Genomic DNA, 14,042 nt, shown 5'->3' on the forward strand with positions numbered 1-14,042 from the left:
TGTCAGTCCTCCCTTTGCGTGAATGGTGTTAGTTTGTTGAAAATGGAATGTTGAGCAGCGAATCAATGGGCGGCGCTTTGGTTGTATCTTCAACCAGGTCTGTTTGGGCGAGCGCCCCATTGGCGAGCAACAACATGTTGCGAAACAAAATCATGTCCATCACGGAAAACCAGCAGACGAGCATGCCAACGTGGAGTTGAAACAGCCCGTCATCCCGAAAACGCAGGCGATACGCTTCTTGCTCAACGGGACCGTCAAAAGGCTTGCTGGTGCCTTCCACCAGAACCGTGAGCAAGTGGCGAAACCCCGAAAGCGGCAAGTGAAACGAAAAATAGTTCCAGCGAATGTGTAGGACGCCATGTCGGCAGAGTGCCACCCAGCGATGTTCATCCACGTAGGCAAGGCGGTGATGATGGCTCACACAACGCTCCTCCTCTCTATTGTTGAGTAAGTTTGTCAACTTACGCGGGAAAGTTTATACTGCGCGGCATCAGGGTTCAAGGCCCCAAGTTGTGATTCTCTTCACAACCTGGTTGAAAACAGCGTTTCAACGAGGGTGATTACAATGTGCAACCATCCGGACATTACCGAAGGGATGTGCTTGTACGCATCGGAGATTTTTCGCTTGCAGGAGACGTTCGCTTTTGTGCCGCCGTCGGAATTGGAGTACTCGCTCAACGTGTCCGCCCAGGCGGTGGCGCGGATGTTGCGGCGCATGAAAGCGGCGGGATTGGTGGAGCATGTGCGCTACAAAGGCGTGCGCCTGACGCCGAAAGGTGTCGCAGCGGCGTTGCCCTGCATTCGGCGGCATCGGCTGACAGAGGTCTTTTTGGTGGACGTGATGGGGTTTGGATGGGATGAAGTACACGACCTTGCAGACCGTTTTGTACAGGGCGTGGATGATGTGCTGGAAGCGCGTATGGCGGAGATGACCAACCACCCCACACGTTGCCCACACGGCGAGCCTATCCCCACACCAGAAGGCGAAATGCCGCCACTGAATGACGAACCGTTGGCGGGCGTTGACGTTGGGCGGCGATTGCGTTTGAGCCGCGTGCGCACGCACGACCGCGAGATTCTGCGCTATTTGGGCGCGTTGGGGTTGCGTCCGGGGGTGGAAATGCGCCTTGAAGCCCGCGCCCCCTTCGATGGTCCCGTGCGTTTGCGCTATGCGGGCAACCGCGAAGCCGTGTTGGGGCAGGCGGTGGTCTCGGTATTGTGGGTTGAGCGGCTAGATTGACCCCTGTGCGACGGCGTCCTGGACCAGGCGGGCGTTGCCAAAACGGGTATCGAGAGGGGGAAGGGCGTGGGGAGCGAAAAACGCCACCTCCGGCGCGTGGGGTGGTGGAGGAATGTGAACGGCGCGGCAGGCAAAGAGCAGCGTGATGAAGCGCGTTTCGCACCCGTTTTCATGGCGAACTGTCCACTCGGACGGGTTGGAATAGACCGCCAACAGGCGCGCGGGTTCGGCGAGCACGCCGGTTTGTTGGGTGGTTGTGCGGACCGCCGTCATGTCGAGGCGTTCGCCCAGGTGCATCTCCCCACTGGGAAGCGCCCACAAGCCGCTCTCGCGGCGGCGGTAGAGCAGCAGCCGCCCCTGCGTATCCCACACGGCGGCGACGGCGCGGGGCTGAATGAGGCCGATGGGGCCCAGCAATCGGCGGAGCGTGTGCATCTCCGCTTCACCAACGGCGCGGCCGGGGCTTCCACGGTCGAATGTGGGCGTGGGCAGGCGCGCCGCCCAGTCGCGCGCCATGGCGATGTACCAGGGCGCAGTGGCGGGGCGCTCATCCGGCGCAAACCAGGCGAGGGCGCGCGTTTCGTCGCCGTCGCTGGTCAACGTGCCGCCGATGAGGCGGCAGGCGTAGCAGAAGGTGATTTGCTGGACTTCATCGCCGTTGGGGTAGCGCACGTCGTAATCGGGCGATGAATAGACGCCGACCAGCCGCGTCGGCGTTACGTGCAAGCCTGTTTCTTCGTACACCTCGCGCACCACGCAGGTTTCCAGGTCTTCTTCATATTCAAGCACGCCGCCCGGCAACCCCCACCAGCCGAAATCGCCGCGTTGTTGCCAGAGCAAGCGGCCTGCGTCATCTTCGACGCAGGCCGAGGCATAGACCAGCGGGATTTTGCGGTGTCCCACACGCGAGCGAATGCGGCGCAAATAGTCGAGCGGCATGGGGTTATTGCTCGCGGGCGCGTGCCAACACCCATTGCGCGGCGCGCACGATGGGCATATCCACCATTTTGCCTTCGTAGGCGAACGCGCCGCGCCCTTCGGCTTTGTGGGCTTCAAAGGCTTCGAGCAGTTTGCGCGCCCGTTCCACCTCTTCGGGCGAGGGGGTGAAAACGTCGTGAATAACGGGCACCTGGCGCGGGTGAATGGCTAGCTTGCCGGTGTAGCCCAGTTGCAGTTCAAACTCAGCTTCGGCGCGGAAAGCGTCCAGGTCGTGCAAATCAATGAAGACCGTGCCAATCGCCTGGCGTCCATACGCGGCGGCGGCGGTGACAACGTGGCTCCGCGCGTAGAGAATTTCCAGGCTCTCGCGCGTGCGTATCGCGCCGACGTCCCCCGCGTAATCTTCCGAACCGAAGGCGAGCGCGTCAATACGGTCGTCTGCGGCGGCGATGGAAGCCGCGTTGAGCACACCGCGCGCCGTCTCAATCAGCAAGACCAGGCGGATGGAACCGACTTCCCAGCCGTGGCGTCGCTCGGCGGCGGCGAGCCAGCGGCTGACCCAGCGCACCTGTTCGGCGCTTTCCACTTTGGGGATGACATAGCCGTCGGGTTTCCCGCCAACGGTGGCACGCAAATCATCCACTTCCAGCCCCGACCCGATGGGGTTGATACGCACCAGGCGCTCCGTTTGCCCAAAGTCCACCGTTTCCAGTGCTTCGCGAATGGTGCGGCGGGCTTCCTCTTTGCGGTCTGGCGCGACACCGTCCTCGATATCCATGATGACGGCGTCGGGACCGAGTTGCGCCCCTTTGAGAATTTTGCGCATTTCATTCCCGGGCATGAAGAGCAGAGAACGTCGAATGCGAATCATCGTTTATGCTCCTGTTTCGGTTGGTTCTGTTGGGCGGCGTTTGAACATGACCGTGCGTTCAAGTTCCACCACGATCTCGCCGTGCTGGTTGCGCCCGATATGCTTGAGCCGCACAATACCGCATTCCGGGCGCGACTTGGATGGACGTTTGTCCAGCACTTCTGTCTCGACATAAATTGTGTCACCGTGAAAGACCGGTTTGGGGTGGACCACACGTTCGTAGCCCAGGTTGGCGATGATCGTGCCTTCGGTCAGTTCGGGCACCGTCAACCCAACCACCAGCCCCATGGTGAAAATGCCGTTGACGATACGGCGTCCAAAGGGCGTGGTGGCGGCAAAATCTTCGTTGAGATGGAGCGGTTGCGTGTTCATCGTCAGGGCGCAAAAGAGCGTGTTATCGGCTTCGGTGATGGTGCGCCCCAGCGTATGTTTGATACGCTGACCGACTTCCAGGTCTTCGTAATACTTGCCAGGCATTGGTCCCTCCTCTCTGGATGGAATCGCGCCAGCAGTGTATCGCAAATGGGCAAGACTACAAGAGGCAAAGCGATGTGTTCGCCGGTTTTCGGGATTTGCTCAATCGTGAGCGCATGGTATGTTGTTCAGCGCGCCAACCAAAACGACTTCGGGGAGAAGATGTTTTATGCGCATTGGCTTCATTTCAACGCGCCTCAACGGCACTGACGGCGTTTCGCTGGAAGTCGAAAAATGGGACAAAGTCCTGCGCCGCATGGGACACGAGACGTTTTACTGCGCGGGGGAATTGGGGGGCTATGCCGCCGGCGGTACACTCATCCCGTTGTTGCACTTCAACCATCAGTCCATTTTGTCATTAGGACGGCGTGCATTTGGTCCCAACGGCGATGAATCCCCTGAGCAAGTCATTGACGACATTTACCGTATTGCGGATGAAATTCGACCGCCGTTGCGTGATTTCATCCGCAAAAACAAACTCGATCTCATCATTGTGCAGAACGCCTTGACCATTCCGATGAACTTGCCGCTTGGCGTGGCGCTCACCGGCTTGATTGCGGAATTGGGCATCAACACCATTGCGCACCATCACGATTTCTATTGGGAGCGCGACCGCTATCAGGCGGCGCGTATTCTGCGCCTGTTGGATACAAACTTCCCTGCGCGATTGCCCACCATTCGCCATGTGGTCATCAACAGCATTGCCCAAAAGCGCTTGCTGGCGCGGCGCGGCATTGAATCTGTGGTTATCCCCAATGTGTTCGACTACTCGACGCCGCCGCCGGGCATTGACGAGTACAACCGTGATTTTCGGCAGGCGATTGGGCTGGCGGATGAGGATTTGTTTGTGCTCCAACCCACGCGCATTATTCGGCGCAAGGGCATCGAGATGGCGATTGAGTTGGTGCATCGTTTGCGCAATCCACGCGCCAAATTGGTGATCACCCATTCGGCGACGGATGAGGGCTTGGACTATTGGCGCTGGTTGCAAAGTGAAGCGAAGATGATGGGCGTGGATATGCGCCTGGTTGACCATCTCATTCGCCCTGAGCGGACGATGGAAGAGGGGCAAAAGCGGTATTCGCTCTGGGACGCCTACGTGCACGCCGACCTGGTCACCTATCCGAGCATCTACGAAGGGTTTGGCAACGCCTTGCTGGAAGCCATTTACTTCAAAAAATTGATTGTGGTCAACCGGTATCCCGTCTATAACGCTGATATTCGCCCATTGGGGTTTGAATTCATCGAGTTGGACGGGTTTGTGAGTGAAGAATCGGTCGAGATGACGCGCGAACTCCTGGCAAAGCCGGATGTCGTGCGCATGATGGCGGAAAAGAACTTCGAGATTGCGCGGCAACATTTTTCGCTGGAAGTGCTGGAAGAAAAACTGCGCCAGGTGCTGGCATCGTTTTAGATGACGAACGAGCGGAGAGATTGACAATGCGGATTGGCATGGTGCATTACGCAGGACCGCCGTTTGTGGGGGGCGTCGAACTGACGATTTTTCACCACGCGCGCATATTGCTCGCTTTGGGGCATCAAGTGGTGGTGGTGGCGGGGCGCGGCGAGGCTTGCTTGCCCGGCATGGTCTTCCACCACGTCCCACAAGTGGGGTCGCGGGGGGCGCGTATCGAGGCGCTCAATGCGGCGCTGGCACGCGGCGACATTCCCGACGACTTTGAGCCGCTGGTGGCCGAAATCCGCGAAGCCTTGCGCACCACATTGCACGGGTACGATGTGGTAATTGGACATAACTTCTTCACCTTGCACAAAAACCTGGCGCTGACGACCGCCGTCTATCGCATGGTGTTGGCGGGCGAAGGACCACCGTGGATTGCTTGGCATCATGATTTTGCCTGGTTGCGCCCGCAGTATCTGCCAGAACTGCATCCGGGCGAGCCGTGGGAGTTGTTGCGCCGCCCCTGGCCCGGCGTGCGGCATGTGACCGTCAGCGCCGCCCAGCGCACCGATTTGGCGCGGCTGTATGGCGTGGATGAAGCGCGCATTGCGGTTGTGCCGCCGGGGGTCGAACCGTCCACGTTGTGGCGCTTGCCCCCACGCATCGCCACCCTGGTTGAGCAGTGGGGGCTTTGGCGGGCGGATGTCGTCTTCCTGCTTCCCGCGCGTATCACGCGGCGCAAACAGATTGAGCGGGCGCTGGAATGGCTGGCGGCGTTGCGCGCACACACGGGCGAAGATGCGCGGCTGATTGTGACGGGACCGCCTGGTCCACACAATCCCGCCAATCAAGCCTACTTTCAGGAATTGCTGGCATTGCGGGCACGCCTGGGAATCACCGAAGCGGCGCATTTTGCCTACGAAGCGGGCGTTGAACCAACCGATGAAGAAGTCGCGGCGCTCTACCAGGTCGCCGATGCCCTCATGTTCACCAGCAAGCAGGAAGGGTTTGGCATTCCAGTGCTGGAAGCGGGATTGTTGCGATTGCCGATTTTCGCCACCGATTTGCCCCCCTTCCATGAAAGTGTCGCGCCTGATGCCTTCTTATTCGCTCCCGAAACGCCGCCCGAACAGGTCGCCTCTGAAATTGCCGAAGCCTTACGCAACGACCGCGCGCTTCGCTTGCGCAAGCGCATGTTGCGCGAGTTTACGTGGCGGCGCATTGTGGAAGACCGCCTTTTGCCGCTTGTGCAGGCACAGGCGCACACCGCTTGACGCCCAGACGAAAACGGGGGCGGGGCGACGAAAACCGTGCATGCCAAACGCCGACAACTACCACCGATTTGAAAGGTGTGCTATAATCGCGCCGCCTGTGCCCCGGTAGCTCAGCGGACAGAGCAGCGGCCTTCTAAGCCGTTGGTCGGGGGTTCGAGTCCCTCCCGGGGCGCTCATTTGACCGCAATGTCACCTGTCAGGCGGAGACCAGCCTGGCAGGTTTTGATGTTGTCGGTCTGTCAAAGCAACCCAACCAATCCGAGCATGAGGAAATCACAATGAGCCTTTCTGTTGACGAGCAAGTACGCCTGCTGATGCAGGGGACGCAATTTGGCGATGAACAGACCCGCGAACGCATGGAAGCCGAACTGCGTGAACGCCTTGCCGAAGGGCGGCCGTTGCGCGTCTATTTGGGGGTTGACCCCACCGCTCCCGACCTGCATTTGGGGCATACTGTGCCCATGCGCAAGCTGGCGCAATTCCAGCAACTTGGGCACACCGCTATCTTCCTGATTGGCGATTTTACCGCCTTGATTGGCGACCCAAGCGACAAGGACAAAACACGCCCCCAGCTGACGCCCGAACAGGTGCAAGCCAACGTCAAAACCTACACCACGCAGGCGTTCAAAATTCTCGACCCGGAGCGCACGGTCATTCGCTACAACAGCGAGTGGCACCAATCACTGACGTTTGCCGATGTGATCAAACTCGCCAGCAACTTCACTGTGGCGCAATTCCTCGAACGCGATAATTTCGCCAAGCGCTACGCCAAAGGCGACCCCATCTACCTGCATGAATTCTTTTACGCGCTCATGCAGGGGTACGACGCCGTCATGCTCGAAGCCGACGTGCAATTGGGTGGCACCGACCAGACCTTCAACATTCTGGCGGGGCGTAAATTGCAAGAAGTCTTTGGGCAGAAGCCGCAAATTATGCTCACGACGGCGATTTTGCCCGGCACGGACGGGCACATGAAGATGTCCAAGAGCCTGGGGAACGCCATTCCGGTGGATACGACGCCGGAAGACATGTACGGCAAACTGATGAGCATTCCCGACCACGTGATGCGGACCTACTTTGAACTGCTGAGCACCTTCAGCCCGTCCGAAATTGACGCCATTTTTGCCGATTTGGAAGCCGGACGCCGCCACCCGCGCGATGTCAAAATGTTGCTTGCCCGCAACGTGACGGCGATTTTCCACGGCGAAGAAGGCGCACGGCGTGGCGAAGAGCACTTTGTGACGGTCTTCCAACAGCGCGAATTGCCCGATGAAATGCCGCGCCACACATTGCCGGAACCCAAAAACATTGTGGACCTCATCGTCGAATTGGGGCTGGCGTCATCCAAAAGCGAGGCGCGCCGTCTTGTGCAACAGGGGGGCGTGCGCCTGGATGGCGAGCGCATTACCGATATTGACTACACCGTTCAACCTGACGGAGCAAGCCACGTTCTGCGCGTTGGCAAACGCAAATTTGTTGAACTGGTGCCCGCATGAGCCGCAAGCGCCTGAGCCGTGAGGACGTGCTCGACCTGCTCGAACGCATTGCCGAAGGCGACGAGAGCGCCTTGCACGCCTTGCTGGCGTTTGTCGAAAACGAAGGCGCCGCGACCCGCGTGCTCTTGCTTGAAGCGCTTGCCGAAGAAGACGAAGAGACCATGCTTGAAGCCGTGCTGCTGACACTGTCCGGCGAGGGGTTGCCCGAACACGCGCCCCTCGCCGACGATCTTTCTTCTCCATCCCCACATGTTGAAGATCTGTATGCACCCGACTTCAAAACGCGCTTGCAAGCCGTGCGCCGCCTCATCGCCGACCCCGACCCGCGCGCCATCCCCGATTTGACGGCGCTACTTGCCGAGGAGAGCATTGTGGCGGGCGAAGCCGCCGAGGCGCTCATCGCGTTGGGGCGCCAGGTCGTCCCCGCCATGCTGGACTTGTTGCGCACCCAAACCAACGCCCAGGTGCGCCGGCTTGCCGCCCGCGTCCTCAGCCATACCGCTGACGAGCGCGCCATTCCCTTGCTCCTGGAAACGCTCGCCGATGCGCATTCAGGCGTGCGTTGGCTGGCGGCGGAAGCGTTGGTGCATATCGGCACAGCGGTTGTCGAGCCGCTATTGCTGCACCTGGCAACGACGAAACCGAGCGCCTGGCGTACCGAGCGCGCGTATCACGTGCTCCACAAACTCCAAGGCGGCAATGAAACCCAAACCGCTTGGCTGCGCGAGAGTGCCCACCGTATCAAAAACACGCGCCGCGCCGACCTGGCATTGACGGCGCGGCAGTTGTTGGACGAATGGCGGCAGATGCAATGACCAGCCCACCGCGTACCATCTTGCTTGTTGATGGGCACTCGTTGGCCTTTCGGGCGTTTTACGCTCTTCCGCCAACCTTCCGCGATACCCAGGGGCGACCCATCAACCTCATCTATGGCTTCTTGATGATGTTGTTTCGCTTGTTGGAAAGCGAAGCGCCTGACGCCGTGGCGGTTGTTTTCGACCTGGACCATTCGTTTCGTGAAGAGATGTACCCCGCTTACAAGGAAGGGCGGCAGACCATTGACCCCGCCGTGGCGGAGCAGGTCGAACGGCTGCGCCCTTTGCTGGAAGCCCTGGATGTTCCACTGTACACCGCGCAAGGCTACGAAGCCGATGATGTGTTGGCGACACTGACGCGCCAGATAATCGAACGCAGCGACGCCCATGTGCTCATTGTCAGCGGCGACCGGGATATGTTCGCCTTGTTGCACCCGCGTGTGCAGTTGCTCTATCCCACCCGTTCCCTGCAACAGGCGGAACGCTACACGCCTGAACGCCTGTACGAGCGCTGGGGCATTCGTCCCGAACAAGTGGCGCACTTCAAAGCACTGGTGGGCGACCCCAGCGACAACATTCCCGGCGTGCGGGGCATTGGAGAGAAAACAGCCGCCCGCTTGTTGCAGCGCTTCCCCACGCTGGACGCTATCTACGCCCATCTGGACGATTGTTCGCCGGCGGTGCGCCGTAAATTGGAGGCTGGACGTGATATGGCGCTGCTGAGCCTGCGCCTGGCGCGCCTGGTGGATGATGTCCCCACCATCGAATACAACTTCACGCGCCTCGGGCTGCGGTATGACCCGGCGCAGGTTGAAGCACAGTTTGCGGTACTTGGTTCGCAAAGTTTGCTGGATGCTCTTCCCCCACCTCGCCGAGCAAACGGGGTGGAGGGATGACCGGCTGTTGCCGGAGAAAAGCCGTCGCTCATTGTTGTGTTGAGGAGGAACGATGCCGACACCTGAACCGGGCGCTGTTTACCTTTCACCCGAGCAGGAAAAAAACATTGATGCACGCCTTGCACGTATTGAGGGGCATGTGCGCTCTATTCGGCGCATGCTTGCCGACCATGAGGATTGCAACAGCCTGCTGGTCCAAATGTCCGCCGTGAAAGCGGCCATGAATCAAGTCATCATCAAGGTGCTTGAAGCGCACATTGAATCGTGCATTGTGGCGTGTGCCGACGAAACCGAGCGCGAGCAGGCGCTGGAAGATTTGAAGCATGCGCTGGCAATGGTGTTGCGCCGCTCGTGAACCTCAGGCCGCTTCTTCCGAGTAATCCGAATAGTGGTCGGCTTGGGCTTGCGCTTGCAGGATGAGTTGTTGTTCGGAGCATGCCGCTTCGTGCGCGCGATCACCCATCGCGCCCTGGATGCGTTCGTCTAACTCCGCCAGCAGGGAAGCGCGCCCGTAGAGGATGAGCGTATCGCCGGGCAGGATGCGCGTGCGTCCGGTAGGCGCCCCGACATACGTGCCATCCGGTCGCACAATCCCCAGAACTTGAATGCCTTCCTCGTTGAGTTGTAATTCCGCCAAGGTCTTGTGCGCGACCCAATCGCCCTCTTCCACAAAGAGTTCGATAATTTCATACTCGCCTGAGAGCCGCAGAAGCGCCGCGTAATCGCGTATATCCAGGTCAGTCCAGCGAGAAAGTGCGACCTCGATGGCGTGTGAAATGAAACGCTCCAGCCGCCGACTATGCGCCAGATACCAGAGAAGTGCCAGACCACCCCCCAGCATTCCCATCCGTTCCAACTGTGTGCGTCCGCTTACGCCGAGAAATGCCAGCATGAGCGAGGAAACACCCGTGACAATCCCGATGTTCCCAATCCACATGAGCGTTAGCGCGATGCGGCGGCGGACGGGATGGTCCACAATCATCTCGGATTCGTTGGTTGTGAAGCCTACGCCGGTAAAGGCGGATGTCGCTTGGAAGATGGCCACATCTTCAGCCACACCCGTCAGCGTGAGAGCCACCGCCGCGATGCGGATGATGAAGTAAGAAAGCACCACAATGAGCAAAACTGAAACAACGGCACTCATTGTTTCCTCCTTGTCCTGGTAGTGGGCATGTCATGAAAAAAGAAGGCGAGCGCAAAGCGGTGGCGCTCGCCTGTGCTCGTCTCCACGTCTGGTTAGCGTTTTTTGGCGCGCGCTTTTTTCTTGGGCTTTTGGTCTTCTTGGGCGTCGCTACCGCGATAACGGAAACGCAAGGGCGTGCCTAAAAAGGTGTAGCGTTCACGAATCTGATTTTCGAGATAGCGCGCATAACTGAAATGCATCAGGTCGGGATGGTTCATAAACAGAACGAATGTGGGCGGGTCAACCTCGGCTTGGGTACCGTATTTGATGCGCAGTTTGCGTCGTCCTTCACTGGGCGGGGCATGGCGGGCTTGCGCCTCAGTGAGTAAGCGGTTGAATTCACCCGTCGGGATGCGCTTGAAGCGTTCTTCGTACACAGCCAGAGCGAGATCCAGAATTTTGGTGACCCGTTGCCCCGTTTTGGCGGAAACAAAGATCAGCGGCACATAATCCATGAAGTTGAGCGCCGCGCGGATACGTTGCTCGTATTCCAGCATGGTGTAGGTATCTTTTTCAATCAGGTCCCATTTATTGACAACCACAATCACGCTTTTGTAGGCATCTAAAATGTAGCCCGCCACGTGAGCATCTTGGGCGGTGACGCCTTCGGTGGCGTCAATCACCAGCAACGCCACATGGGCGCGGTCAATGGCGCGCATGGAGCGCAAGACACTGTATTTTTCGATACCGCGCTCAATACGCCCACGGCGGCGAATACCCGCCGTGTCAATCAGCGTCATCGGGCGGCCGTAGTAGGTAATGCGTGTGTCAATGGCGTCGCGTGTCGTGCCGGGCACTTCGCTGACAATGGAGCGTTCTTGCCCCAGGATACGGTTGAGCAGGCTTGATTTCCCCACATTGGGACGCCCGACGATCGCAATGCGCACACTGTCGTCCTCTTCTTCATCGAAGGCGTCCAGGCGGCCGGGCGGGAAGTAGGCGACCACGGCATCCAGCAGGTCGCCGGTGCCCATGCCATGCAACGCCGAGATTTCGATTGGTTCACCAAGCCCCAACGCATAAAATTCGGCGGCGTTGAGGCGGCGTTCTTCGTTTTCGGTTTTGTTGACGGCAAGCACAACGGGCTTGTCGGTGCGGCGCAGGAGTTCCGCTACCTCTTCATCGGCGGCGGTCAACCCTTCGCTCCCATCCACCATGAAGACAATCACATCGGCTTCATCCATCGCCATCAACGCCTGTTCGCGGATATGCGGCGTGAAGGCGTCATCGTCTTCGGGGGCAAGCACAAGCCCGCCGGTATCAACCACATTGAATGTGCGCCCAACCCACTCGCTTTCACCATACACACGGTCGCGCGTTGTGCCTGGCACGTCCTCAATAATCGCTTTTTTCTCGCCAATCAGGCGATTGAATAACGTTGATTTCCCGACATTCGGGCGACCAACGAGGGCAACCAATGGTTTTCGCTTCATTGAACAACTCCGTTTGAGATTCGTCTTCCTGCATGCTTATTCGATGATGATATCTTCCTCGCCCCATTCGCGCAGCCCATTCTGGTCGCCCCACGCCCACCGTCGGCGGATATGCAAGGTTGTTTTGAGCGGCGCTTCTGCAGATTGGGATTTTGGCTGAATGGCGGTTGACGTGCGCGTCTCACGGCGCGCCAACCAGGTATCCCACGCTCGTTTGACGAGCCATTGCCCCACCCGCAACGTGAGCACTGTTGCGCCAAGCGCCACAGCCGAAGTGGGCGGCGACCATTTTGTCGGCAGCGCCGATTTCCGTTCCGCCAGCGGCGCGTGCAAAGGCGCTGCGCAAGCGCCGCAAAACGTGACATTGGGCTCGTTGACGGCTCCACACGTTGGGCAGATATCCACGATACTCATGGGGCGTCATCCTTTCATTCATCTGCACACAGCGGCGTATAGTATATCGCTTTACACCGCGAAAACAAAGAGCATGCAATGGCACTCAACAGACGCACGTCCACTGTTTCTCCAATGCGCCACGTTCTGCTACCATGCGTATGTGCAACCCGCTCATCTCGTCCACGTACTTTTCTTTGCCGCTACTGATTTGCAATCACCGAAAAAAGGAGGCTTCCATGTCCAGAGCCATGTCTTTTTTGTTTATGGCGGTGTTTCTGGGTGTTTTTATTACGGTTGTTTTGGTCTCGCTCCAACAGCGCCAGAAAAAACCCATCAATATCCGCTTAATTATGAGCGCATTTTTGGGGGTTGTCTTGCTGGTGTTGGGATTGACGGCGTTTGCGGACAGTGTTGTTCAAATCGAAGCCGGAACGGTGGGGGTTGTCAAACGCTTTGGGGATATTGTGGGCGTGTTCAACCCCGGTTTGCACTTCAAAACACCGTTCATTGATGAAGTTGTGATTTACCGCACGCAAGAAATCATCTACGAGACGTCGGAGAACCCGCAAACGTCGAACGCCGACTATCGCGACTTTGAAGTGGATACGGCTACGTCCGACGGGCAGCAAATTCGCGCCCGCTACACCGTGCGCTTCCGTATTCGCCCCGAACGAGCGCCTGACATTTTGCGCAATTTGGGCACCGAGCAAGAGGTGGTTGAGCGCGTGGTCAAGGCGGCGAGCCGCGTGGTGGTGCGCAACACATTGAAAAAATACCCCGCCAGCGATCTCTATTCGGGGAATGTGGAACTTGCCCAGGAAGAAATTGCCGAAAAGTTGCGCAACGAGTTTGAACGTGCGGGGCTGGAATTGACCTTCTTCGGCTTGCGCTCCATTCAATTTACGGATGAGTACAAAGCCGCGGTCGAGCGGAAGCAAATCGAAGCCGAAAACATCATCACGAAGAAAAACCTTGCCGAGCAAGCCAAGTTTGACAAGGAACGCTTGATTATCGAAGCCGAAGCGGAAGCCGAACGCCAGCGCCTCGAACGTATCGGGATTGCCCAGGGTGAAGCCGAAGCGCGCCGTCTGCAAGCTGAAGCCGAAGCCCAGGCGATTCTCATTCAGGCGCAAGCCCAGGCGGAAGCCAACCGCTTGATTGCGGAAAGCCTCAGCGAAGCTGTGATTGCCTGGCAGTCGGTGCAGGCATGGAACGGCGAGTTCCCGTTGATTGTGGGGTCGGGGCAGTTTATCTTGCCGAGCGAGATTTTCACACCGGTGCTCACGCAAGAAATAACACCGTCGCCCCAACCGACGCCAACACCCGCCCCAGAAGAGGGCGCGAACGAAACGCAACCGACCACGCCATAACGGCGATGGCGTCGTGCATGGAAAAGCCGCCCTTCAGTCAGGGGCGGCTTTTTTGCGTGTATGGTCTCAGGATGCCCCAAAATAGGCGTTTTATCCGATTGACGTTTTTTTGACGATGTGATACGCTTGTGAACAGCCATGAAAGCCGTTTCACATTTCTTTTCACAATATTATGAAAACGCTTTCAGGATGAGTGGGTGAAAATTTTTTATTCGCGTGTGAAATCGATTTCATATTTGTCTGGGGCGCAACGTTG

The 14,042-nt window shown here is 58.4% G+C and carries 15 protein-coding genes and 1 tRNA gene; 9 read left to right on the forward strand and 7 right to left on the reverse strand.

Annotated features, from left to right (window positions below; genetic code table 11):
- Positions 1–28: 28 nt before the first annotated feature.
- Entirely contained in the window at positions 29–421 is a 393-nt protein-coding gene (locus tag SE16_RS02130) for a hypothetical protein (protein WP_054493707.1), read from the reverse strand.
- A gap of 144 nt (positions 422–565) precedes the next feature.
- Here SE16_RS02130 and SE16_RS02135 point away from each other — a divergent pair, with 144 nt between their 5' ends.
- Complete coding sequence (locus SE16_RS02135; protein ID WP_054493706.1) at positions 566–1,240, forward strand: metal-dependent transcriptional regulator; 675 nt, start codon at positions 566–568, stop codon at positions 1,238–1,240.
- Here SE16_RS02135 and SE16_RS02140 read toward each other — a convergent pair.
- The 3 genes from SE16_RS02140 to SE16_RS02150 are packed head-to-tail and all read right to left on the reverse strand — an operon-like array spanning position 1,232 to position 3,572.
- The gene (locus tag SE16_RS02140; RefSeq protein WP_060687138.1) at positions 1,232–2,179 is read right to left on the reverse strand and encodes an NUDIX domain-containing protein; all 948 of its coding nucleotides are present in this window, start codon (positions 2,177–2,179) and stop codon (positions 1,232–1,234) included. The two genes, SE16_RS02135 and SE16_RS02140, sit on opposite strands and share 9 nt — an antisense overlap.
- Before the next feature lie 4 nt (positions 2,180–2,183).
- The gene (locus SE16_RS02145) at positions 2,184–3,050 is read right to left on the reverse strand and encodes an HpcH/HpaI aldolase/citrate lyase family protein (RefSeq protein ID WP_054493704.1); all 867 of its coding nucleotides are present in this window, start codon (positions 3,048–3,050) and stop codon (positions 2,184–2,186) included.
- A gap of 3 nt (positions 3,051–3,053) precedes the next feature.
- Positions 3,054–3,572, reverse strand: a complete 519-nt coding sequence (locus tag SE16_RS02150; protein WP_330218566.1) for a MaoC family dehydratase — start codon at positions 3,570–3,572, stop codon at positions 3,054–3,056.
- A gap of 121 nt (positions 3,573–3,693) precedes the next feature.
- On the opposite strand from SE16_RS02150, the gene SE16_RS02155 reads away from it, so the two are divergent.
- From SE16_RS02155 to SE16_RS02185, 7 genes are all read left to right on the forward strand, one after another.
- A complete protein-coding gene (locus SE16_RS02155) occupies positions 3,694–4,938 on the forward strand; it encodes a glycosyltransferase family 4 protein (RefSeq protein ID WP_054493702.1) in 1,245 nt (414 codons plus the stop codon).
- Positions 4,939–4,964: 26 nt separating this feature from the next.
- Positions 4,965–6,197: a glycosyltransferase family 4 protein gene (locus tag SE16_RS02160; protein WP_054493701.1), complete on the forward strand. Its 1,233-nt coding sequence runs from the start codon at positions 4,965–4,967 to the stop codon at positions 6,195–6,197.
- A gap of 99 nt (positions 6,198–6,296) precedes the next feature.
- Positions 6,297–6,369, forward strand: a tRNA-Arg gene (locus SE16_RS02165).
- Between the two features lie 142 nt (positions 6,370–6,511).
- Complete coding sequence (gene tyrS / locus SE16_RS02170) at positions 6,512–7,693, forward strand: tyrosine--tRNA ligase (RefSeq protein ID WP_407922985.1); 1,182 nt, start codon at positions 6,512–6,514, stop codon at positions 7,691–7,693.
- Positions 7,690–8,508, forward strand: coding sequence for a HEAT repeat domain-containing protein (locus SE16_RS02175; RefSeq protein WP_054493700.1), 819 nt, complete (start codon positions 7,690–7,692; stop codon positions 8,506–8,508). The genes tyrS and SE16_RS02175 overlap by 4 nt, the downstream gene beginning before the upstream one ends.
- Positions 8,505–9,404 carry a 5'-3' exonuclease gene (locus SE16_RS02180; RefSeq protein ID WP_054493699.1) on the forward strand — a complete coding sequence of 300 codons (900 nt, stop codon included), beginning with the start codon at positions 8,505–8,507 and terminating at the stop codon, positions 9,402–9,404. Before SE16_RS02175 ends, SE16_RS02180 begins: the two co-directional genes overlap by 4 nt.
- 52 nt (positions 9,405–9,456) lie before the next feature.
- The gene (locus SE16_RS02185) at positions 9,457–9,759 is read left to right on the forward strand and encodes a metal-sensing transcriptional repressor (protein WP_054493698.1); all 303 of its coding nucleotides are present in this window, start codon (positions 9,457–9,459) and stop codon (positions 9,757–9,759) included.
- A 3-nt stretch (positions 9,760–9,762) separates the two neighbouring features.
- Here the strand turns inward: SE16_RS02185 and SE16_RS02190 are convergent, their stop codons facing one another.
- The 3 genes from SE16_RS02190 to SE16_RS02200 form a co-directional block, all read right to left on the reverse strand.
- A complete protein-coding gene (locus tag SE16_RS02190; protein WP_054493697.1) occupies positions 9,763–10,548 on the reverse strand; it encodes a TrkA C-terminal domain-containing protein in 786 nt (261 codons plus the stop codon).
- Positions 10,549–10,640: 92 nt separating this feature from the next.
- Positions 10,641–12,020: a ribosome biogenesis GTPase Der gene (gene der, locus SE16_RS02195; RefSeq protein WP_054493696.1), complete on the reverse strand. Its 1,380-nt coding sequence runs from the start codon at positions 12,018–12,020 to the stop codon at positions 10,641–10,643.
- Positions 12,021–12,056: 36 nt separating this feature from the next.
- On the reverse strand, positions 12,057–12,434 hold the full coding sequence (locus tag SE16_RS02200; RefSeq protein ID WP_054493695.1) for a zinc ribbon domain-containing protein: 378 nt from the start codon (positions 12,432–12,434) through the stop codon (positions 12,057–12,059).
- Positions 12,435–12,652: 218 nt separating this feature from the next.
- Here SE16_RS02200 and SE16_RS02205 point away from each other — a divergent pair, with 218 nt between their 5' ends.
- Complete coding sequence (locus tag SE16_RS02205; RefSeq protein WP_160317018.1) at positions 12,653–13,786, forward strand: SPFH domain-containing protein; 1,134 nt, start codon at positions 12,653–12,655, stop codon at positions 13,784–13,786.
- Positions 13,787–14,042: the final 256 nt, after the last annotated feature.

Source organism: Ardenticatena maritima (assembly GCF_001306175.1).
Lineage (GTDB): Bacteria > Chloroflexota > Anaerolineae > Ardenticatenales > Ardenticatenaceae > Ardenticatena > Ardenticatena maritima.